Source organism: Microvirga antarctica (assembly GCF_017921815.1).
Taxonomy (GTDB): Bacteria; Pseudomonadota; Alphaproteobacteria; order Rhizobiales; family Beijerinckiaceae; genus Microvirga; species Microvirga antarctica.
Map to the genome: position 1 here is coordinate 462,192 of NZ_JAGEMM010000002.1, position 20,977 is coordinate 483,168.

Consider the following 20,977-nt stretch of genomic DNA (forward strand, 5'->3'; position numbering starts at 1 on the left):
GCCGCGCCCAACGAGGCGCAGGAGGGTTGCCATGGGTGGTGCTAGCATTTGGCACTGGATCGTCGTCGGTCTGATCGTCGTCCTGTTGTTCGGACGCGGCAAGATCTCCGATATGATGGGCGATGTCGCAAAGGGCATCAAAGCCTTCAAGAAGGGCATGTCCGAGGAGGACGCGCCCGACAAGCCAGTGGTGCCGCCTGTCGATCCGGTCGTGCACACGATCGATCATCGCACGCCCCCCGGCGCGACCACGACCAGCGCGACCTCGGACCACAAGATCGGCTGACCGGCCCCGTGCCGATCGGCTGACATTCTTCCCATCAAAGGCAAGGTCGGGACCGCTTCATGTTGGACATGAGCTGGGGTGAGGTGATGGTGATCGGCGCCGTTGCGTTGATCGTTATTGGCCCGAAGGATCTGCCAAAGGCGCTGCGCACTGTCGGCAACATGACCGCCAAGGTACGGCGAATGGCTGCCGAGTTTCAGGGTCAGTTCAACGAGGCGATGCGCGAGGCCGAGCTCGACGACGTGAAGAAGCAGCTTCAGGGGATGAACGAGTCGGTGTCGACCATTCACAAGGGCATCAATCCGATCCAGGCGATTCGCGATGAGCTGAAGGGCGCCATCGAGGCGCCAGCCTCGTCGTCCGAGAAGACAGCGGGCGAAAGCGCCTCCGATGCCGCCTCGCAAGGCAGGGGCGAGGCGGGTTCCGCGTCGCCTCTCGAGCCGCCTGTGGTCATGTCGGTTCCCTCGACGCCGCCGCTCGTCGATCCCCTCGCGACTTACACGGCCAACCTCAACCGGGAGGCCGAGGCCAATCGGGCCGAAGACCTGTCGGACGAACTGAGAGCCTCCAGGGAGCTGGCCCCGATTGCCGAGCCGCCCGCCATCGAACAACCGAAACCCGCAGAGATCCAGCAAGCGGCCGCGCCCGTGACGCCCTCCGTGAAACCGGACGCAAAAGCCGAATGAGCGACGTAAAAGTTGACGAGGACGAAGTCGAGGCGTCGCGCGCCCCGCTGATCCAGCATCTCACTGAACTCCGGTCCCGCCTCATCAAGGCGATGGTGGCGTTCGTTCTGATGTTTTTCCTGTGCTTTGCCGGTGCGAAGACGATCTACAACATCCTCGTCTGGCCGTACGTGGTGGCCGTTGGCTCGCCCGAGAAGGCGCATCTCGTTTATACCCACGGGCTCGAATATCTCTTCACCCAGCTTCAGGTGGCGGCCTTCGGCGCGGGTTTCCTGGCATTTCCGGTCATTGCCGGCCAGATCTACAAGTTCGTCGCCCCCGGCCTCTACAAGAACGAGCGGCGTGCCTTCGTGCCGTATCTGGTGGCGACGCCGGTTCTGTTCGCGCTTGGCGCGTCGGTTGTTTACTTCATCGCCATGCCGCTCCTCATGCGGTTTTCTGTCGGTATGCAGCAACTCGCGACCGATACCAGCCCGGCGATCGAATTCCTGCCCAAGGTCAGCGAATACCTCTCCCTGATCATGACGCTGATCTTCGCCTTCGGCGTCTGTTTCCAGCTGCCGGTGGTCCTGACGCTGCTGGCCCGGGCCGGAATCATCGATTCGCAGTTCCTCAAGGACAAGCGGCGCTACGCCGTCGTGGTGGTGTTCATTCTCGCCGCCGTCCTGACGCCGCCGGACGTGATCAGCCAGTTCGCCCTTGCGGTGCCAACGTTGCTTCTTTACGAGGCTTCCATCCTCTCGGTCCGAATGGTCGAGAAGAAGCGTGCGGAATCCGAGGCCGCGCGCGCGGCAGCCGACTAGGGCCATCTGGCACTATCAGGCGACCGCCACCCTTGGCATTCTGGCGAGGCGGTCATGTTTTCGGCGACAGGGACCGCGTCTTGTGAGCACGGTTCTTTCCCATGCATGACATCCGTTCCATCCGCGATAACCCCGCAGGTTTCGATACGGGCCTTGCGCGCCGGGGCCTGGAGCCGCTGTCAGCCGGCCTGATCACGCTGGACGACCGCCGCAAGGGCGCGATTTCGGCCCTCCAGGCCGCAACCGAGAGCCGGAACGCCCTGTCGAAAGAGATCGGCCAGGCGAAGGGCCGGAAGGACGAGGCGCGCGCGCAGGAGCTGATGGCGCAGGTTTCGGCGCTCAAGGAAAGCACCCCCCAGCTCGAGCACGCCGAGCGCGAGGCCGAGGCCGCGCTTCATGCGGCATTGGCCGCGATCCCGAACCTGCCGAAGGACGACGTGCCGCTGGGTACGGACGAGCACGGCAACGTGGAGCGTCACCGGGTCGGAAACCCGAAGAATCTCGCCGCCGCCAAACAGCATTTCGAGATCGGCGAAGATCTCGGGATGATGGATTTCGAGGCCGCGGCCAAGATGTCCGGCGCGCGTTTCGTCGTGCTCCGGCACGGTCTTGCGCGCCTTGAGCGCGCGCTCGGCCAGTTCATGATCGACCTGCACACCACCGAGCACGGCTATACGGAAATCAGCCCGCCGCTGCTGGTGCGCGACGCCGCCATGTTCGGCACCGCGCAACTGCCGAAATTCGAGGATGACCAGTTCTGGGCTTTTCCGGGCTCGGCGCTCGACGGGTTCGTAGCAGCGCTGGCCGCCGGCGCCGTTGAGCCGGAGGCCATGCGCAAGGCCTTCAAGGACTCGCGCTTCGGCCTGATTCCGACCGCTGAGGTCACGCTGACCAATCTCGTCAGGGAATCGATCCTCAGCGAGGCCGAGTTGCCGCTCCGCTTCACCGCGCTGACGCCGTCCTTCCGGGCCGAGGCGGGATCGGCCGGGCGCGATACGCGCGGCATGATCAGGCAGCACCAGTTCGTCAAATGCGAGCTGGTCTCGATCACGACACCGGAGACGTCGGCCGACGAGCACGAGCGTATGCTGGCAAGCGCCGAGGCCGTGCTCAAGAAGCTCGACCTTCCGTTCCGGACCATGACGTTGTGCACCGGCGATATGGGCTTTGCCTCCGCCAAGACCTACGACATCGAGGTCTGGTTGCCGGGGCAGGGGATGTATCGCGAGATTTCCAGCTGCTCGGTCTGCACCGATTTCCAGGCGCGGCGCATGAATGCCCGCTATCGGGCGCCCGGCGACAAGCAGCCCCGCTTCGTCCACACCCTCAACGGGTCGGGGCTCGCTGTCGGCCGCACGCTCGTCGCGGTGCTGGAGAATTACCAGAACGAGGACGGCAGCGTCACAATCCCTTCCGTGCTTCAGCCCTATATGGGCGGCCTCACCCGCATCGAACGACATGACTGACATGCGCATTCTCTGCACCAACGACGACGGTATCCACGCCCCCGGCCTCAAGACCCTCGAGACGATTGCGCGCGCCCTGTCCGACGATGTCTGGGTCGTGGCGCCGGAGACCGACCAGAGCGGCGTTGCGCATTCTCTGTCGCTCAACGACCCGCTGCGCCTGCGCGAGATTTCGAACCGGCATTTTGCCGTCAAGGGCACGCCCACCGATTGCGTCATCATGGGCGTGCGCCACCTCATGCGCGACGCCAGGCCCGATTTGATTCTGTCCGGCGTCAATCGCGGCCAGAACGTGGCCGAGGATGTGACGTATTCGGGCACGGTGGCGGGCGCCATCGAGGGCACCATTCTGGGCGTCCCGTCGATAGCCCTGTCGCAGGCATACGGGGCGACAAGCCGGAACGACCTCAAATGGCAATGCGCCGAGCATCACGGCCCGAAGGTCATTCGCCGCATTCTCGAGGCGGGGATCGACAAGGGCATCCTGGTCAACGTCAACTTCCCCGATTGCGAGCCCGAGGACGTGGAAGGCTACGGCGTTTCCACGCAAGGGCAACGCACGCAGGAGCTGCTCAAGCTCGACGAGCGCATGGATGGGCGCGGCAATGCCTATTTCTGGATCGGCTTCGAGCGCAAACCTTTCACCCCCGGCAACGGCACGGACCTCTGGGCCATCGCCAACCGCCGCATCTCCGTGACGCCCTTGCGTCTGGACATGACGGACGAACCCACGCTGACCCGCTACGCGCAGCTTTTCGATTAGGAAAACGGCACATCCCATGACGGGCAAAATTCCGCGCGCGAACCAGATGTATTTGCCGTTCGATGCGGAAGGGCTCGGATATGACGCGCTCGCCGATGAGGCGGGCGACGAGGCCGTCGGCGCGGCGTCGTTCATCCTCTCCCTTCGCGCGCGGGGCATTCGCGACATCGCCCTGCTGCGAGCCATGGAGCTGGTGCCGCGCGACGTCTTCGCGCCCCGCCGCTTCACCGATCTGTCGCGGACCGACGTGTCTCTGCCGCTCGCTTGCGGCCAGACGATGACCGCGCCGCGCACGGTCGCCACGATGCTGTTGGCGCTTGGCGTCCAGCCGGGCCACCGCATCCTCGAGATCGGGACGGGGAGCGGCTACGTCACGGCGCTGCTGGCCAAGCTCGGCGGCGAGGTGGTGTCCGTCGAGCGCTTCAACACCCTCGCGGCGAGCGCCGTTCAGCACCTCAGGATCGTCGAGGCAACGACCGCCCGCATCGAAGTCGGCGACGGGCTCGCCGCGCGCCCGCGCGAGCGGTTCGACCGTATTCTTCTCAACGGCGCCTGGGGCGATATTCCGGCGCCGCTTCTCGCGCTGGTGGCCCCCGGCGGCCGGGTGGTCGGCGCCTTGAAGACCGAGGGGCTGCCGCGCCTCGTGCGGGTGGACCGTCTCGACGACGATGAGTTCCGCCAGGATTACGGCGCGAATCTGAGGCTCGCCGCGCTGCTCGAGGGTGCCGCCACCACCCTCTGAAAATGCCTCAAAAATTTCATCGGAACCATTCGACAAAGTCTGACCCGGCAACGGTTGCTTAACCTGAATCTGTTTTTAATCACGTCATCGAGTTGCGTTGTGGTTGGGGTGGATTATGCGTCAGCGTGTGGGTTCGGGGCATTGGGTCGCGGTATCGCGGATCGCTCTGGTGAGCTTGGTCGGCAGTGCGGCTGCGGCCTGCAGTTCGGACACCATGCGGTTTACGGACACGCCGTTTTCGAACCCGTTTTCGAATAGCGCGCGGGCCGAGACGGCGAGTGCCGCGCCGGCCGCATCGTCCTCTGCCGGCATGCAGCCGATGCAGACCGCCTCCATCCAGACCCAGGCGCTTCCGCCGATGCAGTCCCAGCAGGCGGCTCATGCTGGCGGTGGCACCCAGATCACCGTGTCGAGCAACGACAGCCTGACCATGATTTCCCAGCGCTACGGCGTGTCGGCCAGCACGATCCTTGCTGCCAACGGCATGTCGAACGCAAACCAGATCACGACCGGCACGCGGCTGACGATCCCGGCCCACGGCACCGCGGCGCTGGCCCAGTCAAGCGCTCCGATGCAGGTCGCAGCAGCCCCGGTCCGCAGCGTCACCGCATCCGCGCAGCCCGCGGGCAATACCAAGTTCCGCCTGGTGGATTCCTCGAAGACCACCGCTCCCGTCCAAGTGGTCGAGGCCCCCAAGCGCGTGCGTCCGGGCATGGTGGCAAGCCAGCCCGCGGCAGTCGCAGCCCAGCCGGTCAAGGTGGCGTCAGCCACGGCCGAACCGCTGGTGTCGGCTCCCGCACCGGTTGCCGCGTCTGCGCCGCAGAAGGTCGCGGCTCTTCCGGCCGTCCAGCCGGTCAAGCCAGCCCCCGTTGCGCCGGCCGTCACGGCAGCGCCCGCCGTCGCCAAGGCGCCGGTCGCCGATCCGGAACAGACCGCCAGCGTCTCCGCCGACACGTCGTCGGGTGAATTCCGCTGGCCTGCCCGAGGCCGCGTGATCGCGGGCTTCGGCGCCAATGGCGGCAATGAAGGCATCAATATCGCGGTGCCCGAAGGCACCCCCGTCAAGGCCACCGAGGCCGGCACGGTGACCTATGCGGGCAGCGAGGTGAAGGGCTACGGCAACCTCGTCCTGATCCGCCACGAGAACGGCTTCGTGTCGGCTTACGCCCATAACGGCGCGCTCAGCGTCAAGCGCGGCGAGGCGGTCAAGCGCGGCCAGGTCATCGCGACGTCGGGCCAGTCCGGCAACGTCACTTCGCCCCAGCTTCACTTCGAGATCCGCAAGGGCGCAACGCCCGTCGACCCGATGAAACATCTCGGCGGCTAGGCTGTCACACGGTTTACCGGCCGTCCCCCATCGGGGTCGGCCGCATGGGGGACGGCGGGCTCAGCCGCCGTCCCTTTTTTATGCGCGGCGGCAGGAGCCGGTCAGATCGCCTTGCCGTTACGGCCGGCCAGATCCTGGATGAATTGCCAGGCCGTACGGCCCGATCGCGCGCCCCGGGTCGTCGCCCATTCGAGCGCCTCTGCGCGGGTCGTGTCGGCGTCGACCACAAGGCCGATATGGGCCACGTAGGCGAAGACCATGTCGAGATATTCGTCCTGGCTGCATTTGTGAAAGCCGAGCCAGAGCCCGAACCGATCCGACAGCGACACCTTCTCCTCGACGGCTTCGCCCGGATTGATGGCGGTGGAGCGCTCGTTATCCACCATCTCTCGGGGCATCAGGTGCCTTCGGTTCGAGGTGGCGTAGAAGATGACATTGTCCGGCCGACCCTCGATGCCGCCTTCGAGCACCGCCTTCAGGGACTTGTAGGTGGTGTCGTCCGAGTCGAACGAGAGATCGTCGCAGAAGATGATGAAGCGGTGCGGATCGACGCGGATGAGGCTCATGAGGTCGGGGAGCGTCTCGATATCCTCCCGATGAATCTCGATCAGCTTGAGCGGCAGCGCCTGCGTGTCGCGCAGGTGATTGATCTCCGCATGGACGGCCTTCACCAAGGAGGATTTGCCCATGCCCCGGGCGCCCCAGAGAAGGGCGTTGTTGGCCGGAAGACCTTTTGCGAAACGGGTGGTGTTCTCGGACAGGATATCGCGGACCCGGTCGATTCCCCGCAGCAGGCTCATCTCGACCCGGTTGACCTTGGGAACCGGCGACAGCCTGCGGCCGGCCGCATGCCAGACGAAGGCGTCGGCGCTGCCGAAATCGGCTCCGTGGCGGACCGGGGGAGCCAGGCGCTCGAGGGCATCGGCAATGCGCTGAAAAAGCGCCATGGCGTCAGGAGAAAGCGGGCTGGGCGGGGGAGGTGGCGATGAATGCGTCATGGGGGCTCGGGAGGGGTGACGGATGTGCTTAGCGCACAAGGCAGGGCCGGTCCATGCACGGCTCCTCTGGAAAAGCCCGCAACTTCATTGATTTCGTGAAGTCGATGGGTATAGTCCGGCACGTTTTAACCTCATATGGCGCGGGCAGGCCCCTTTTCGGGCAAGCCACGCGCCATCATTCATGGAGAGCCTCTTGTTCATTTCGCCCGCTTTCGCGCAAGGCCTCCCCAGCGGGGAGGGGATGACCTCCCTCATCACGAACCTCGTGCCGTTCATCCTGATCTTCGTGATCATGTGGTTCCTGATCATCCGCCCGCAGCAGCGTCGGGTGCGCGAGCACCAGGAGATGATCAAGAATGTGCGGCGTGGCGACACGGTCGTGACCTCGGGCGGGATCATCGGCAAGGTCACGAAGGTGGTCGAGGGTTCGCCCGACATCGACGTCGAGATCGCCACCGGCGTCAACGTCAAGGTGGCGCGCGCCATGGTCTCGGAAGTGCGCACCAAGGGCGAGCCGGTCAAGGCTTGAATCCCGCCTGTTGCGTAAGAAAAGGTTGAGCTGACGATGCTGCGCTTCTCGAAATCGAAGATCATCTTCACGATGGGGATCATCGTTATCGGCCTTCTGCTCGCCGTTCCGAGCATGATGAGCCGCGAGCAGCGCCTGTCGTTTCAGCGCTCCCTGCCCGGATGGGTGCCGTCCTGGCTGATTCCCTCCCGCGCCATTGTGCTCGGCCTCGACCTGCAGGGCGGTTCTCACGTCCTGCTCGAGGTCGATGTGCAGGACCTGATGCGCACGCAGACGGTCCAGCTGCGAGACGATGTCCGCCGGATTCTCCGCGAGACCCGCGTGTCGCCGGCCGGCGGCATTCAGGTCACCCCCCGCGGCGCCCAGATCAGGGTTCCGGATGTCGCCGAGCGCGACCGGGTGCTGCCCAAGCTGCGGGAATTGTCGCAGCCGCTCGGCAGCGCCGTGCTGGGGCAGGGCGGAAGCCGCGATCTCGACGTGGCGGTGACGCCGGACGGCCTGATCACGCTGACCTACTCCGAAGCCGGCGTGAACGAGAAGGTCCGTCGCGCCGTCGAGCAGGCCATCGAGGTCATTCGCCGACGGATTGACGTCACCGGCACGACGGAGCCCAGCATCCAGCGCCAGGGCGCCGACCGCATCCTCGTGCAGGTCCCGGGCCTGCAGGATCCGCAGCGGCTGAAAGAACTGCTCGGACGGACCGCCAAGCTCGAGTTCCGCCTGCTCGCCCAGCCGGGCGCGGCCGACGTGGACATGCTTCCCATGCGGGAGGAAGCGGGCAATCGCGTTCCTGTCGAGCGCCGGGTCATCGTCGACGGCAGCGACCTCGTGGACGCCCAGCCGGCCTTCGACAGCCGGACCCAGGAGCCCATCGTCAATTTCCGGTTCAACATCCGCGGCGCCCAGCGCTTCGGACAGGCGACCACGGAGGCGATCGGCCGTCCGCTCGCCATTGTTCTGGACAACGAGGTCATCTCGGCGCCGACCATCCAGTCGGCGATCACCGGCGGAGCCGGGCAGATCTCGGGCCGCTTCACCGTCCAGCAGGTCAACGACCTGTCGATCCTGCTGCGCGCCGGCGCCCTGCCGGCCAAGCTGACCATCGTGGAGGAGCGCACCGTCGGGCCGGGCCTCGGACAGGATTCGATCGAGGCGGGCAAGAAAGCCACCTATGTGGCGACCATCTTCGTCGTCATCTTCATGTTCGCCACCTACGGATTGTTCGGTCTCTTCGCCAACATCGCGCTGGTCGTCCATGTGGGGCTGATCTTCGGGCTCATGTCGATTCTCGAGGCGACGCTGACGCTGCCCGGCATTGCCGGCATCGTGCTCACCATCGGCACGGCGGTCGATTCGAACGTGCTGATCTATGAGCGCATCCGCGAGGAGTTCCGCTCCGGCCGATCCATGGTCTCGGCCATCCAGGCCGGCTTCGACCGGGCCTTCGCCACGATCATCGATTCGAACAGCACGATGGCGATTGCCGCCGTGATCTTGTTCTTCCTCGGCTCGGGTCCGGTGCGCGGGTTCGCGGTCGTCTTCATTCTCGGCATCCTGACCACGGTTCTTACCGCCGTGACCCTGACGCGTATGATGATCGCGCTCTGGTATCATTGGATGCGTCCGAAAACCCTTCCGTTCTAAGGAGCTCTCATCGTGCGCCTCATCCGCCTCTGGCCCGACGACTCCCGTTTCGACTTCATGAAGTTCCGGCGGTTTTCGTTTCCGTTCTCGGCCATCCTGTCGCTCGCCACGGTTATCCTGCTGCTGACGGTCGGTCTCAACTTCGGCATCGATTTCAAGGGCGGCACGCTCATGGAATTGCAGGCGAAGTCGGGCAAGGCCGATGTCGCCAAGGTGCGCGGCGCCGCGGAAGGCTTCGGCTTCGGCGAAGTCGAGGTGCAGGAATTCGGCAGCGCCGGTGGCATCTCGTTGCGCTTTGCCATCCAGTCCGGCGGGGAAGCAGCCCAAAGCGCTGTCGTCCAGAAGGCGCGCGACACCTTCGGGGCTGAATACGACTTCCAGCGTGTTGAGACCGTGGGACCGCGCGTCTCCGGCGAGCTCGTGCAATCGGGCACCATCGGCATCATTCTGGCCGTCATCGCGGTGCTGTTCTATCTGTGGTTCCGGTTCGAGCGTGAACTGGCTGTCGGCGCGATCATCGGCACCCTGCACGACATCGTCCTGACGCTCGGCTTCTTCGTCATCACCCGCCACGAATTCAACATGACGTCGATTGCGGCGATCCTGACCATCGTCGGCTATTCGCTGAACGAGACGGTCGTGGTGTTCGACCGCACGCGCGAACTGATGCGCCGCTACAAGACGATGCCGTCGGTGGAACTGTTGAACCTGTCCATCAACAACACGATGTCGCGCACGGTGATGACGGCGGTCACCACCGCCCTTTCCTTGCTGGCGCTGGTGATGTTCGGCGGACGGGCCATCGAGGGCTTTGCCCAGGTGATGCTCTACGGCGTTGTGATCTGCACCTATTCGGCCATCTTCATCTCGTCGCCGATGCTGATCTATATCGGCCTGCGCGGCTCGGAAGCGGCGAGGACCGTCGGGGGCAAGGTCGCGCCGGCGGAGTGAGGCCATGAGCAGCGGCCGCATCTATGACGGCTTCGTGCCCGGGCGGCACCTGATCGACGCCTATGGCAATGGGGGCTTCCGGTTCGCCGAAATGTCCCATCGCGGCTCCATCCTGGCCCTGCCGTCCGGCGTTGTGGCCTGGCCGGTCACATCGATGGCCGAACTGACGGCCGCGAGCCTCGCGCCAATCTTTGGCGAAGGATCGGAGCTGGAACTGCTCCTGTTTGGCACCGGCCTCGACATCGCAGCGTTTCCCGCGAGTCTGCGGGCGCAGATTCGGGAGGCCGGGATCGGTCTCGATGTCATGCAGACCGGGGCTGCGGCGCGGACCTACAACATTCTGCTGGCGGAAAACCGCAAGGTCGGCGCGGCCTTGATCGCCGTGCCCTGACATGGCCGACAATCCGCTCGCATTCGCCTATCACCATGCCCAGGATCTCGTGCGCGAGGCCGACGAGGATCGATTCCTCGCCGCGCAGTTTGCTCCGGCCGACAAGCGCACGCATCTCTATGCCCTTGCGGCCTTCAGCCACGAGATTGCCCGCGTGCGCGATTCCGTCCGCGAGGCCATGATCGGCGAGATCCGCCTGCAATGGTGGCGCGATGCGCTGCAGGGGGAGGCCCGTGGCGACGTGAAGGCCAATCCGCTGGCTGCCGCCCTCGACGACACCATCGTGAAGTTTCGTCTGCCGCGCCAGGCGCTTGTCGATCTCATCGACGCCCGGGTGTTCGATCTCTACGACGATCCGATGCCGAGCATGAACGATCTGGAAGGCTATTGCGGCGAGACGTCGTCCAGCCTGTTCCGGTTGTCCTCGATCATCCTGTCGGGCGGCGCGGATGGCGGAAGTGCCGATGCAGCGGGACATGCGGGCGTAGCCTATGCCATCGTCGGGTTGCTGCGCGCCTTCCCCTGGCATGCCCGCAGGGGACAGATCTATCTTCCGGCCGATATCCTGTCGCGCCATGGGGTGGTGCGGGACGATATCGTGAACGGACGCGGCGGGCCGGGTCTGATCGGGGCGCTGGCTGACATGCGGGCGGTCGCCCGCTGGCACGCGCAGCAGGTGCGGGGTCTGAGGGCGACCATCACGGTAGAGGCGCGGCCGGCCTATCGCTCGCTCGCCCTCATCGAGCCTTATCTCCGCCAGATGGAGCGCCGGGGCTACGATCCGTTCAATACCCTGGTGGACGTGCCGAAATGGCGGAAGGTGCTCGCGCTCTGGCAGGGGTGGTCGTGAGGGCAGGGCGGACGGCGAGAGCGTGAGTGCGATCGTGGGCGCGATATTCACACGCCGCGCGAGGCTTTCCCGATTGATGCCCTTTTTCCAACACTGTTGGCATGTTAACGCGATGCAGGAAGAGACGGACGGCCACGCTTGGCCGGTCGAACGAGAGTGTGGTTTCCCTATGAATATCGGATCGAAGCGGGCTGCCCTCATTCTCGCGGCCTTGATCGGTGGCGCGTCCGGCGCGCAGGCCGACCGCATCAAGAACCCGACCGCGGTTTTCTCGGGCCTCGACAAGATCACGGGGCGGATCGTCTCCTTCGAAGTGGGTGTCGACGAAACCGTCCAATTCGGGGCGCTGCGGATGCAGTCGCGGGTTTGTTTCACCAAGCCGCCGAACGAGAACCCCAACACAACCTCGTTCGTCGAAGTCGAGGAAACCGGTCCTGACGGCAAGGCCCGCAAGGTTTTCTCCGGTTGGATGTTCGCCTCGAGCCCCGGGCTCCACGGCATCGAGCACCCGGTCTACGATATCTGGCTCGTCGATTGCAAAGGCGGCAGGGAGATCATCCCCGAGCCCAAGGATGCGGTCGAGGAATTGCCGCCGATCGACGAGACAAGGCCGCCGCCGACCGAAGCCGCTCGGCCAGGCGACATCATGACCCCGGCTCCCGGTGCCCAGACAGCTCCGCCGCCGCCGCCCATCGACACGGCACCTCTGCGGCCTCAGGTGCCCATCAGGCGCGCCCCGGCGGCTCCGATCATCAACAACGATCGCACCAACGACCGATAGGGGCCTCAGTGGCGCTCGGAAAGAGCGATCGCCGCCAGGGCTTCCTCGCCGCTGATGACTTCTCCGTCCGGCCACACGTCCCACGCGGCGCTGTGTTCCATGGCTGAACGAAGCATCTGCTTATAGGTGCGGCGCGGCACTTCCATGGCGCCGAACTGCGCGAGGTGAGGCGTCACGAACTGGGTGTCGAGGAGCGTGAACCCGCCCTTTTTCAACCGGGCGACGAGGTGAACGAGGGCGACCTTGGAGGCATCCCGGTCTCGATGAAACATGCTCTCGCCAAAAAAGGCCCCCTGCAGCCGCACCCCGTAGAGCCCGCCGACGAGCACATTGTCCCGGTAGACTTCGACCGTGTGGCAGAAACCGGCATCGAACAATTCACCATAAAGGTGCCGGATGCGGCCGCTGATCCAGGTTTTCTCGCGGTCGAAATCCGGCGCCGCACAGCCGTCGATCACGGCGTCGAAATCCTCATCGACCCGGATCTCGAAAATGTCGGAGCGGATGGTGCGCGCGAGACGCTTGGAGACGTGGAAGCCCTGCAGGGGGATGATGCCACGCTCGCGCGGCTCGACCCAGAACAGGCTGGGGTCGTCCGCATCCTCCGCCATCGGGAAAATGCCGGCCGCGTAGGCCCTGAGCAGAATTTCAGGGGTGATCTCGAGAGCGCGATCCGAGGCTCGACTCATCCGGCAAAAACCCGTTCGTAGCAGCCCAGAATAGGCCGCGCGGGACCGGATGTCAGGCCGGTCGCCGGGATTTTACAGCAATCCGCCCAAAAATGATCCGGGTCGGCGCAGGAATTCCGAATCACCCGAATGGTCAGATGTTGTCCACGTCCGCGATGCCGCCGGTCTTCAGGAAATTCTCGAGCCAGTGGATATCGTACTGGCCGTTCTGAATGTCCGGGTTGCGAACCAGCGTGCGGAACAGCGGCAGGGTGGTGTCGACGCCGTCGACGACAAATTCGTCCAGCGAACGCCGCAGCCGCATGAGGCATTCGTTGCGCGTGCGGCCGTGGACAATCAGCTTGCCGACGAGGGAATCGTAGTGCGGGGGGATTCGGTAGCCCTGATAGGCAGCCGAATCGACCCGCACCCCAAGGCCTCCCGGGGTGTGGAAATAACTGATCGTGCCCGGCGAGGGACGAAACGTCGATGGGTGCTCTGCATTGACCCGGCATTCGATCGCATGCCCATCGAAGCGGACGTCTTCCTGCTTCACCGACAGGGGGGCCCCGGCAGCAATGCGGATCTGCTCGTTCACCAGATCGATCCCGGTGATCATCTCGGTGACCGGATGCTCGACCTGGATGCGGGTGTTCATCTCGATGAAATAGAACTCGCCGTCCTCATAGAGAAACTCGATCGTGCCGGCGCCGCTATAGTGCAGGTCCTGCATGGCGCGGGCGCAGACCCCGCCGATGCGCTCGCGCATCTCCAGGTTGAGGGCAGGGGAAGGCCCTTCTTCCCAGACCTTCTGGTGCCGGCGCTGGAGGGAGCAATCGCGCTCGCCCAGATGGATCGCATTGCCCTTGCCGTCGCCGAGCACCTGAATTTCGATGTGACGCGGCTTCTCGAGATATTTCTCGATATAGACCGCATCGTCCCCAAACGCCGCCTTCGCCTCCGTTCTGGCCGTCTGCAGCGCGTGGACGAGGTCCGCCTCGGTGCGGGCGACCTTCATGCCGCGTCCGCCGCCGCCGGCAGCGGCCTTGATGATCACCGGGAAACCGATGTCCTTGGCAATGCGCAGGGCCTCGCCCTCATCGGTCACGCCGCCTTCGGAGCCGGGGACGCACGGGATACCGAGGCGTTTGGCGGTCCGCTTGGCCTCGATCTTGTCGCCCATGATGCGGATATGCTCCGCCTTCGGGCCGATGAAGGCGATGTTATGATGATCCAGCACCTCGGCAAACCGGGCATTCTCCGAAAGAAAGCCGTAGCCCGGATGGACCGCATCGGCGCCGGTGATCTCGCAGGCGGCGATCAGCGCCGGGATGTTGAGATAGCTGTCGCGGGCGGCCGGCGGGCCGATGCAGACGCTTTCGTCGGCGAGCCGCACATGCATGGCATCAGCGTCGGCTGTCGAATGGACGGCGACGGTCGCGATCCCCAATTCCTTGGCGGCGCGCAGGATGCGAAGAGCGATTTCGCCCCGATTGGCGATGAGAATCTTGTCGAACATCGCCGTCACTCGATGACGAAGAGCGGTTCGCCATATTCCACCGGCGTTCCGTCTTCGACATAGAGCGCCGTGACCGTGCCGGCGCGGGGCGCGGTGATCTCGTTGAACGTCTTCATGGCCTCGACCAGCAGCACCTTGTCGCCGACCTGCACCTTGGAGCCCACCTCGACGAAGTTCTTCGCCTCCGGCGATGGCTTGCGATAGGCGGTGCCGACCATCGGCGACAGCACGGCGCCCGGATGGGCTGCTGCGGCGGCCTTGGCGGTGGAGGCAGCCTCGGCAACGGTGGGCGGCGGAGCGATGACGGCGCTCTGCACCGGCGGAGCATAGGATATGGCAGGCGCAGCGTTGACCATGCGCGCGACGCGAATGCGCAGATCGCCCTTTTCAACCTCGATTTCGGTCAGGTCAGTATTGGAGATCAGGGCTGCGAGTTCGCGCACGAGATCGGGGTCGAAAGGGGTGTCTTTGGCCATCAGGCTGCCTCTCATACTTGAGGAACGAGTGTCATTTCAAACTAATGCTTGGACGGCGTGTCCTGGGGCGAGCGCTCCGCAAGCGCGCGGTGGATGGCCTCGAGGCCCAACAGATAGCTCATCGGCCCAAATCCGCAGATCACGCCAAGCGAGACAGGCGCGATCAGGGACCGGTGGCGAAACGTCTCGCGGGCGTGAACATTCGACAGGTGAACCTCGACCGTCGGGGCACCGCTGCCGGCAATGGCATCCCGGAGGGCGATCGACGTGTGGGTGTAGGCGCCCGCATTGATCACGATGCCGGCTCCCTGGGCGCCCGCCTCCTGAATCCAGTCGACGAGCTGACCCTCGTGATTGGATTGACGGAACGTCACTGCCACGCCCATGCCGGTCGCCCGCTCGCGGACCATCCGCTCGATCTCGGCCAGCGTCATGTGGCCGTAGACCTGCGGCTCGCGACGGCCGAGAAGGTTGAGGTTGGGTCCGTTCAGGACGTGGACGGTGATCATTGCGAGAGAAATGTTCCGGGAAGCCCCGAAGACTGGAGCCGAACGCTCGTCTTAGCCAAATCCCCGCGCAGGGGGAAGGGTAAAACCAAGTCTTTCCCGTGACAGTCCCGCGCTGCTTGTTGATCAGGCGGGCGGGAAACACTGCCACGGGCCATCGAATTCACGCGAGGGCTCCGCTCCCGCGAGAGGAATTCGGCCCCGTCGCCCGGATGGCGATCAGCAAGTGGCCTTGCCGCATTTGCGGGTATTGGCCACGACAAGCTTGAGGGGCTCGAGCCCGACCGCGCCGGGGATGATCTCCTCGCCGATGATAAAAGCCGGCGTGCCCGTCAGCCCGAGTTTGTCGCCCAGACCCGCATTCTCCTCGATGGCAGCCTTCACCTCGGCGCCGGCCATCTCCTTCTGCAGGCGCGCGACGTCGAGGCCCATCTCCTTGGCAACCGCCAGAGCGCGCTCGCCGTTCACGCGGCCGCGGCTTTCCATCAGCTTGACGTGATAATCGTAGAGCTTGTCGCCCTGGATCTGGTTCTTCACCGCCAGCCCGACGCGGCTTGCCTCGACGGAATCCGGTCCGAGAACAGGAAAATCCTTCAGGACGATGCGCAGCTTGGGGTCGCTCTTGACCAGGCTGTGAACGTCAGCGAGCGCCTTTTTGCAGTAGCCGCAATTATAGTCGAAGAATTCCACCAGGGTGACGTCGCCGGCCGGATTGCCGACCACGAGGGAATGGGGCGAGTTCAGCAGGGTGTCGCGCGTCTCCTTCAGAGCGCCGGCCTGCGAGACGCGCTGGGCATCGGCCTGGCGCTTTTCGAGCTCGCCGATCACCTCCTGCAGCACCTCGGGGTTCTTCATGAGGTAATCCCGTACGATCTCACCGATCGCCTGGCGCTGGGAATCGGAAAAAGTTGGGGCCTGGGCCATCGCGGTTGAGCCGAAGGCGAGGGCGCCCATGAGGGCGGCGACGGGAAGGGAGCGGGTGAGCGAAAATCGCATCGGAGGTCCTTGTTGGCGCGACGACCGGTGTGAGGGTCGCCGGAGACGGATCGGGGAGCGTCCATCGAAAGCTTGATTCCCCAGCAGAATTAGCGGTTTCGCGTCGATATCTCAATTCACGCCTTCGTGGCGCGCCTCGAGGAATCGGAAAGTCTTGAGACGCGGACGCCAAGGCGCTAGGACGCGAGCATGACAAAAGCTCTTGCGAACCCTCGCCTGCCCATGGTCTCGCGCCGCGTCGAACGCGTCTCGTCGTTTCTGGCCATGGATGTGTTGAGCGCCGCCGCGGCAAAAGAAAGGCAAGGTGGCGACGTCGTGCACATGGAAGTGGGGCAGCCATCGGCGCCGGCACCCCGGGCGGCCCGGGACGCGGCCATGCGGGCGCTCGAATCCGGACGGATCGGCTACACAGAGGCTTTGGGACTGTCGGCTCTGCGCGAACGGATCGCGCGGCACTATCAGGACACCTATGGGGTCAGTGTTTCGCCGCAGCGGGTCGTGGCGACGACCGGCTCGTCGGCGGGTTTCGTGCTGGCATTCCTCAGTCTCTTCGACCCGGGCCAGCGGATCGCCATCACGGCACCGGGCTATCCAGCCTATCGCAACATTCTCGAGGCGCTCGATCTCGAGCCGGTGGTAATTCCGCTGACGCAGGCGGACGGATGGATCATGACCGCGCAGGCGGTGGAAGCGGCCCATCGGGAAAAACCGATCCACGGCATTCTGGCCATGAGCCCTGCCAACCCGTCCGGCACCATGATCGGCCGCGATGCCCTGTCCGCCCTCGGCGCGACCTGCCGAAGGCTTGGGCTGTGGTTCATCTCGGACGAAATCTACCACGGCTTGACCTATGCGGCGCCGGCCTCGACCGCGCTGTCCTCGGACGACGACGCGGTGATTATCAACTCGTTCTCGAAGTATTACTGCATGACCGGCTGGCGGATCGGCTGGATGGTCGTGCCCGAGCGGGCGGTGCGGCCCATCGAGCGGCTGGCGCAGAACCTCTATATCTCGCCGCCGTTCCTGTCGCAGGTGGCCGCCCTTTCAGCCTTCGACGCCATTGAGGAACTGGAGGCCGTCAAGGCCGGCTATGCCCGCAACCGCGCTATTCTGCTTGAGGAATTGCCGAGGATCGGAATCGCCGACATGCACCCCGTCGACGGTGCGTTCTACATCTATGCGGACATCGCCCGTTTCACGAACGATTCCATCGGCTTTTGCCGGCGCATGCTGGACGAGACGGGGATTGCCGCGACGCCGGGGCTGGATTTTGACCCGGTCGACGGTGCGCATTACATGCGCCTCTCCTTCGCGGGGTCCGAAAACGATTGTCGCGAGACGGTGTCCCGCCTCGCGACCTGGCTGAAATAGAGACTTTCCCGCAGGATCGGGCAGGAGGGGCGCGCCCCTCCTAGCCATCAATGCCCGCTGATGACCGACTTGGCTTTGGACCACCAGCCCGCCCGCTTCGGCCGGTCGGGGTCCGTCGGCGTCAGCACGACGGCCACGGGCTCCGGCGCGGGAGCGACGGGCCGCGCAGCAACGGCTTCAGGTTCGGCCTCAGGCTCAGGCTCGGGCGTTTTCGTAATCGACTCGACGATCGGCACGGAGCGGATCTCTTCGCGGCGCTGCGGGGCCGGCTCATCGATGGGCTGTTCGATGCTCTCGTCGCCCGCGATGGGCGCAGGCAAATCGTCAACGGCCGCTGTGTCGGACACCTCGGCCAACTCGGACGTGGTCTCGGCGCCGTCTTCACGGCTGCGACCCCGACCGCCCCGGCGTCCCCGGCGACGACGGCGACCGGCGCGCTCTTCCGCCTCGGCGGTCTCGGCCTCCGACATGACACGTTCGCCAGCTTCTGCGGGCTCGACGGTCCCTTCGGACTCGCCGTCCGATTCATCGGCAGCAAGCGCTTCGCCCGTCTCGGAATCGGACCCGATCTCTGCGCCGGACGCATCCCGATCCCGACCGCGACGGCGACGCCGACGGCGGCGGCGGCGGGTGCCGTCACCCTCTTCGTCCCGCTCGTCGTCCGGCGAGCGCGCCTCGCTGCCGGCTTCCACGTCGGTTTCCTCACCCTCGATCTCGACTTCGACCTCGATCTCGTCTTCGATCTCGAGGTCCGCATCCGCAGCCTCGTCGACGGGCAGGATCGTGTCGATCTGCACGCCGGTGGCTGCGGCCTTGTGTTCGACCCGCAGGGCAGGCTCGCCGCGCTCGATGGCGTAGTTGGTGGTGCCGAGAAGGCTGTCATCGGCCACGATGCTGATGGCGACGCCGAACCGGGTCTCCAGTTCACGCAGGTGAATGCGCTTCTGGTTGAGGATGTAGAACGCCGCCTCCATGCGCGTGCGCACGATCAGGTTGTAGCCGGCATTCTTGATGAGCGTCTCTTCGATCGAGCGCAGCACATGCAGGGCAACCGAGGGAGTCGAGCGGACGAATCCGGTGCCGGCGCAATGGACGCACGGGATGGACGACGATTCCAGGACGCCGGTCCGGATGCGCTGGCGCGACATCTCGAGCAGGCCGAAGGGGGAGATGCGGCCCACCTGGATCCGGGCGCGGTCGTTCTTGAGGCATTCGTTTAGCTTCTTCTCGACGGTGCGGTTGTTCCGCTTCTCTTCCATGTCGATGAAGTCGATGACGATGAGGCCGGCGAGATCCCGCAGGCGGAGCTGACGGGCGATTTCTTCCGCCGCTTCGAGGTTGGTGCGGTAGGCGGTGTCCTCGATATTGTGCTCCCGGGTCGAGCGCCCGGAGTTCACGTCGATGGAGACCAGCGCCTCGGTGGGGCTGATGACGAGATAACCGCCGGATTTCAGCGTGACGTTGTTGGAGAACATGGCGTCGAGCTGGGCTTCGACCCCGTGCTTGGCAAACAGCGGCTGCGGATCCCGATAGGGCTGGACGATCTTGGCATGGCTCGGCATGAGCATGCGCATGAAGTCCTTGGCCTCCCGGTAGCCCTCCTCGCCGGACACCGTGACGTCGTCGATATCCTTGTTGTAGAGGTCGCGGATGGCGCGCTTGATCAGCGAGCCTTCCTCGTAGACCAGCGACGGTGCGGACGAGCTGAGCGTCAGTTCGCGCACGCTCTCCCACAGGCGCATCAGATATTCGTAGTCGCGCTTGATCTCGGGCTTGGTCCGCGAGGCGCCGGCGGTGCGCAGGATGATCCCCATGCCCTCGGGCACTGACAGGTCCTGGGCGATCTCCTTGAGACGCTTGCGGTCGGCCGTGTTGGTGATCTTGCGCGAGATGCCGCCGCCCCGTCCCGTATTGGGCATCAGCACCGAGTAGCGGCCGGCCAGCGACAGGTAGGTGGTGAGCGCCGCGCCCTTGTTGCCGCGCTCTTCCTTGACGACCTGCACCAGCAGGATCTGGCGACGCTTGATGACTTCCTGAATCTTGTACTGCTTGCGGGCCACGCGCGGCCGATGAGGAATGTCCTCCTCGGCATCGCCGCCGCCGAGCTGCTCGACGATCTGGTCGGGGTCTTCTTCCCCGTGCTCGTCATCGCCATGCTCGTCGTCCTCGGCATCCTCGTCGGACGCTTCGGCTGTGTCACCGGCCTCGGTGGATGTCACGGCATTCATCTCGGGCAGGTCCGCCGTGCTGGTCGCAAGGCTTTCTATCGGCGGAACAAAATCCGCGGGCTCCGTGCTCGGAGCCGCGAGCGTCATGTCCTCGGCGGTCTCGCTCGTGATTTCAACGTCGCCATCGGTCGCCTCGGGAGAGGATTCCAGGGCCTCGCCATTCTCGCCCATCGGGAGGGCGTCGCCCTCGGCGGAGATAACCGCAGGGTCATGGCGCGTCCGTTTTGGCGCGGACCGACGACGGCGGTTGCGCTTTTGCTCTTCCTCACGTTCCTCTTCGCGCTGCGCTTCCGCATCGGCCTCGAGGAGCGCCTGACGGTCGGCGACCGGGATCTGGTAATAATCCGGATGGATTTCGCTGAAGGCGAGGAAGCCGTGGCGGTTGCCGCCATATTCCACGAAGGCTGCCTGGAGGGACGGCTCGACGCGCGTTACCTTGGCCAGATAGATATTGCCCCGCAATTGTTTGCGGGTTGCGGACTCAAAGTCGAATTCCTCGACCTTTTGGCCACGTACCACCACGACCCGGGTCTCTTCCGGGTGGGAGGCATCGATAAGCATCTTGTTTGCCATGTTGAACTCTCGACATGGCGACCGGGGGCAGAACCTGAGGCAGGAGCCGCGAAAGGGGCGGGAGGCCTCGCCGCGAAAGTCGGCAGCGGGCTTGTATTGCGTTCAAATTACTGTCGATCGCCATCGTGCGCCTCACAAGGGCGCATTCTGGGTTGAATTGGGCCGACGCCATGCCGGGTTGAGCGGAACATGGGCGGGCGCGAAACCGATCACGCGCATTGAACGATGCTGAGACGACAGTCATAACTGACATCGCTACCGCAACCATTCAACGACGGCCCTTTCGAAATCGATGAACCGGACCAAGCCGGCCATCGGGATATACGGCGATCACATCGCCACTTTGCCTGTCCGTGAGCCTGTCGAGGTGACGTGGGGTCCAGAGGATCGGTCAACACAACCGTCTCCGCGGACCCGTCGTCA

Annotated in this window: 21 protein-coding genes; 14 read left to right on the forward strand and 7 right to left on the reverse strand. The window is 64.8% G+C overall.

Annotation, left to right across the window (positions count from 1 at the left end):
* Nucleotides 1-31 precede the first annotated feature (31 nt).
* The 7 genes from J4G32_RS09560 to J4G32_RS09590 all read left to right on the forward strand — a co-directional run bounded on the left by J4G32_RS09560 (nucleotide 32) and on the right by J4G32_RS09590 (nucleotide 6,073).
* Nucleotides 32-286, forward strand: a complete 255-nt coding sequence (locus J4G32_RS09560) for a twin-arginine translocase TatA/TatE family subunit (RefSeq protein WP_210487814.1) — start codon at nucleotides 32-34, stop codon at nucleotides 284-286.
* Between the two features lie 59 nt (nucleotides 287-345).
* Complete coding sequence (gene tatB, locus J4G32_RS09565; protein ID WP_210487836.1) at nucleotides 346-972, forward strand: Sec-independent protein translocase protein TatB; 627 nt, start codon at nucleotides 346-348, stop codon at nucleotides 970-972.
* On the forward strand, nucleotides 969-1,775 hold the full coding sequence (tatC, locus tag J4G32_RS09570; RefSeq protein ID WP_210487871.1) for a twin-arginine translocase subunit TatC: 807 nt from the start codon (nucleotides 969-971) through the stop codon (nucleotides 1,773-1,775). The genes tatB and tatC overlap by 4 nt, the downstream gene beginning before the upstream one ends.
* Nucleotides 1,776-1,876: 101 nt before the next feature.
* Nucleotides 1,877-3,241, forward strand: coding sequence for a serine--tRNA ligase (gene serS / locus J4G32_RS09575; RefSeq protein WP_210487896.1), 1,365 nt, complete (start codon nucleotides 1,877-1,879; stop codon nucleotides 3,239-3,241).
* Between the two features lies 1 nt (nucleotide 3,242).
* Nucleotides 3,243-4,004, forward strand: a complete 762-nt coding sequence (gene surE / locus J4G32_RS09580) for a 5'/3'-nucleotidase SurE (RefSeq protein WP_210491307.1) — start codon at nucleotides 3,243-3,245, stop codon at nucleotides 4,002-4,004.
* Nucleotides 4,005-4,020: 16 nt separating this feature from the next.
* Nucleotides 4,021-4,746, forward strand: coding sequence for a protein-L-isoaspartate O-methyltransferase family protein (locus J4G32_RS09585; protein WP_246504934.1), 726 nt, complete (start codon nucleotides 4,021-4,023; stop codon nucleotides 4,744-4,746).
* A gap of 115 nt (nucleotides 4,747-4,861) precedes the next feature.
* Nucleotides 4,862-6,073: a LysM peptidoglycan-binding domain-containing M23 family metallopeptidase gene (locus J4G32_RS09590; RefSeq protein ID WP_210487923.1), complete on the forward strand. Its 1,212-nt coding sequence runs from the start codon at nucleotides 4,862-4,864 to the stop codon at nucleotides 6,071-6,073.
* 101 nt (nucleotides 6,074-6,174) lie between these two features.
* Here J4G32_RS09590 and J4G32_RS09595 read toward each other — a convergent pair whose 3' ends face one another.
* Complete coding sequence (locus tag J4G32_RS09595; protein ID WP_210487943.1) at nucleotides 6,175-7,071, reverse strand: ATP-binding protein; 897 nt, start codon at nucleotides 7,069-7,071, stop codon at nucleotides 6,175-6,177.
* 193 nt (nucleotides 7,072-7,264) lie between these two features.
* On the opposite strand from J4G32_RS09595, the gene yajC reads away from it, so the two are divergent.
* The 6 genes from yajC (at nucleotide 7,265) to J4G32_RS09625 (ending at nucleotide 12,217) form a co-directional block, all read left to right on the forward strand.
* Entirely contained in the window at nucleotides 7,265-7,600 is a 336-nt protein-coding gene (gene yajC, locus J4G32_RS09600) for a preprotein translocase subunit YajC (protein WP_425515505.1), read from the forward strand.
* A gap of 36 nt (nucleotides 7,601-7,636) precedes the next feature.
* Nucleotides 7,637-9,244, forward strand: coding sequence for a protein translocase subunit SecD (gene secD / locus J4G32_RS09605; RefSeq protein ID WP_210488001.1), 1,608 nt, complete (start codon nucleotides 7,637-7,639; stop codon nucleotides 9,242-9,244).
* Between the two features lie 12 nt (nucleotides 9,245-9,256).
* On the forward strand, nucleotides 9,257-10,195 hold the full coding sequence (gene secF, locus J4G32_RS09610) for a protein translocase subunit SecF (protein ID WP_210488030.1): 939 nt from the start codon (nucleotides 9,257-9,259) through the stop codon (nucleotides 10,193-10,195).
* A gap of 4 nt (nucleotides 10,196-10,199) precedes the next feature.
* Entirely contained in the window at nucleotides 10,200-10,586 is a 387-nt protein-coding gene (locus tag J4G32_RS09615) for an Mth938-like domain-containing protein (RefSeq protein WP_210488041.1), read from the forward strand.
* Between the two features lies 1 nt (nucleotide 10,587).
* The gene (locus tag J4G32_RS09620) at nucleotides 10,588-11,436 is read left to right on the forward strand and encodes a phytoene/squalene synthase family protein (protein WP_210488060.1); all 849 of its coding nucleotides are present in this window, start codon (nucleotides 10,588-10,590) and stop codon (nucleotides 11,434-11,436) included.
* A gap of 169 nt (nucleotides 11,437-11,605) precedes the next feature.
* Complete coding sequence (locus J4G32_RS09625; protein ID WP_210488075.1) at nucleotides 11,606-12,217, forward strand: DUF2155 domain-containing protein; 612 nt, start codon at nucleotides 11,606-11,608, stop codon at nucleotides 12,215-12,217.
* Nucleotides 12,218-12,222: 5 nt separating this feature from the next.
* Here J4G32_RS09625 and aat read toward each other — a convergent pair whose 3' ends face one another.
* The 5 genes from aat to J4G32_RS09650 all read right to left on the reverse strand — a co-directional run bounded on the left by aat (nucleotide 12,223) and on the right by J4G32_RS09650 (nucleotide 16,382).
* A complete protein-coding gene (aat, locus tag J4G32_RS09630; RefSeq protein WP_210488095.1) occupies nucleotides 12,223-12,906 on the reverse strand; it encodes a leucyl/phenylalanyl-tRNA--protein transferase in 684 nt (227 codons plus the stop codon).
* Nucleotides 12,907-13,039: 133 nt separating this feature from the next.
* The gene (gene accC, locus J4G32_RS09635) at nucleotides 13,040-14,404 is read right to left on the reverse strand and encodes an acetyl-CoA carboxylase biotin carboxylase subunit (RefSeq protein WP_210488115.1); all 1,365 of its coding nucleotides are present in this window, start codon (nucleotides 14,402-14,404) and stop codon (nucleotides 13,040-13,042) included.
* A 5-nt stretch (nucleotides 14,405-14,409) separates the two neighbouring features.
* Nucleotides 14,410-14,880, reverse strand: a complete 471-nt coding sequence (accB, locus tag J4G32_RS09640) for an acetyl-CoA carboxylase biotin carboxyl carrier protein (protein ID WP_210488146.1) — start codon at nucleotides 14,878-14,880, stop codon at nucleotides 14,410-14,412.
* A 41-nt stretch (nucleotides 14,881-14,921) separates the two neighbouring features.
* Nucleotides 14,922-15,389 carry a type II 3-dehydroquinate dehydratase gene (gene aroQ / locus J4G32_RS09645; protein WP_210488169.1) on the reverse strand — a complete coding sequence of 156 codons (468 nt, stop codon included), beginning with the start codon at nucleotides 15,387-15,389 and terminating at the stop codon, nucleotides 14,922-14,924.
* Nucleotides 15,390-15,605: 216 nt separating this feature from the next.
* A complete protein-coding gene (locus J4G32_RS09650) occupies nucleotides 15,606-16,382 on the reverse strand; it encodes a DsbA family protein (protein ID WP_210488237.1) in 777 nt (258 codons plus the stop codon).
* Between the two features lie 189 nt (nucleotides 16,383-16,571).
* Between J4G32_RS09650 and J4G32_RS09655 the strand changes: the two genes are divergently transcribed.
* Nucleotides 16,572-17,753 (forward strand): pyridoxal phosphate-dependent aminotransferase, encoded by a 1,182-nt coding sequence (locus tag J4G32_RS09655; RefSeq protein ID WP_210488275.1) that lies wholly within the window; start codon nucleotides 16,572-16,574, stop codon nucleotides 17,751-17,753.
* Between the two features lie 47 nt (nucleotides 17,754-17,800).
* Here J4G32_RS09655 and J4G32_RS09660 read toward each other — a convergent pair whose 3' ends face one another.
* A complete protein-coding gene (locus J4G32_RS09660; RefSeq protein WP_210488293.1) occupies nucleotides 17,801-20,554 on the reverse strand; it encodes an Rne/Rng family ribonuclease in 2,754 nt (917 codons plus the stop codon).
* Between the last annotated feature and the right edge of the window lie 423 nt (nucleotides 20,555-20,977).

Coding starts and splice junctions, on each gene's coding strand:
- aat (WP_210488095.1), bottom strand. CDS start 12,906: ATGAGTCGAGCCTCGGATCGCGCTCTCGAGATCACCCCTGAAATTCTG.
- J4G32_RS09585 (WP_246504934.1), top strand. CDS start 4,021: ATGACGGGCAAAATTCCGCGCGCGAACCAGATGTATTTGCCGTTCGAT.
- J4G32_RS09625 (WP_210488075.1), top strand. CDS start 11,606: ATGAATATCGGATCGAAGCGGGCTGCCCTCATTCTCGCGGCCTTGATC.
- J4G32_RS09650 (WP_210488237.1), bottom strand. CDS start 16,382: ATGCGATTTTCGCTCACCCGCTCCCTTCCCGTCGCCGCCCTCATGGGC.
- J4G32_RS09615 (WP_210488041.1), top strand. CDS start 10,200: ATGAGCAGCGGCCGCATCTATGACGGCTTCGTGCCCGGGCGGCACCTG.
- J4G32_RS09595 (WP_210487943.1), bottom strand. CDS start 7,071: ATGACGCATTCATCGCCACCTCCCCCGCCCAGCCCGCTTTCTCCTGAC.
- surE (WP_210491307.1), top strand. CDS start 3,243: ATGCGCATTCTCTGCACCAACGACGACGGTATCCACGCCCCCGGCCTC.
- tatC (WP_210487871.1), top strand. CDS start 969: ATGAGCGACGTAAAAGTTGACGAGGACGAAGTCGAGGCGTCGCGCGCC.
- serS (WP_210487896.1), top strand. CDS start 1,877: ATGCATGACATCCGTTCCATCCGCGATAACCCCGCAGGTTTCGATACG.
- accC (WP_210488115.1), bottom strand. CDS start 14,404: ATGTTCGACAAGATTCTCATCGCCAATCGGGGCGAAATCGCTCTTCGC.
- J4G32_RS09655 (WP_210488275.1), top strand. CDS start 16,572: ATGACAAAAGCTCTTGCGAACCCTCGCCTGCCCATGGTCTCGCGCCGC.
- tatB (WP_210487836.1), top strand. CDS start 346: ATGTTGGACATGAGCTGGGGTGAGGTGATGGTGATCGGCGCCGTTGCG.
- J4G32_RS09620 (WP_210488060.1), top strand. CDS start 10,588: ATGGCCGACAATCCGCTCGCATTCGCCTATCACCATGCCCAGGATCTC.
- J4G32_RS09590 (WP_210487923.1), top strand. CDS start 4,862: ATGCGTCAGCGTGTGGGTTCGGGGCATTGGGTCGCGGTATCGCGGATC.
- secD (WP_210488001.1), top strand. CDS start 7,637: ATGCTGCGCTTCTCGAAATCGAAGATCATCTTCACGATGGGGATCATC.
- J4G32_RS09660 (WP_210488293.1), bottom strand. CDS start 20,554: ATGGCAAACAAGATGCTTATCGATGCCTCCCACCCGGAAGAGACCCGG.
- aroQ (WP_210488169.1), bottom strand. CDS start 15,389: ATGATCACCGTCCACGTCCTGAACGGACCCAACCTCAACCTTCTCGGC.
- accB (WP_210488146.1), bottom strand. CDS start 14,880: ATGGCCAAAGACACCCCTTTCGACCCCGATCTCGTGCGCGAACTCGCA.
- J4G32_RS09560 (WP_210487814.1), top strand. CDS start 32: ATGGGTGGTGCTAGCATTTGGCACTGGATCGTCGTCGGTCTGATCGTC.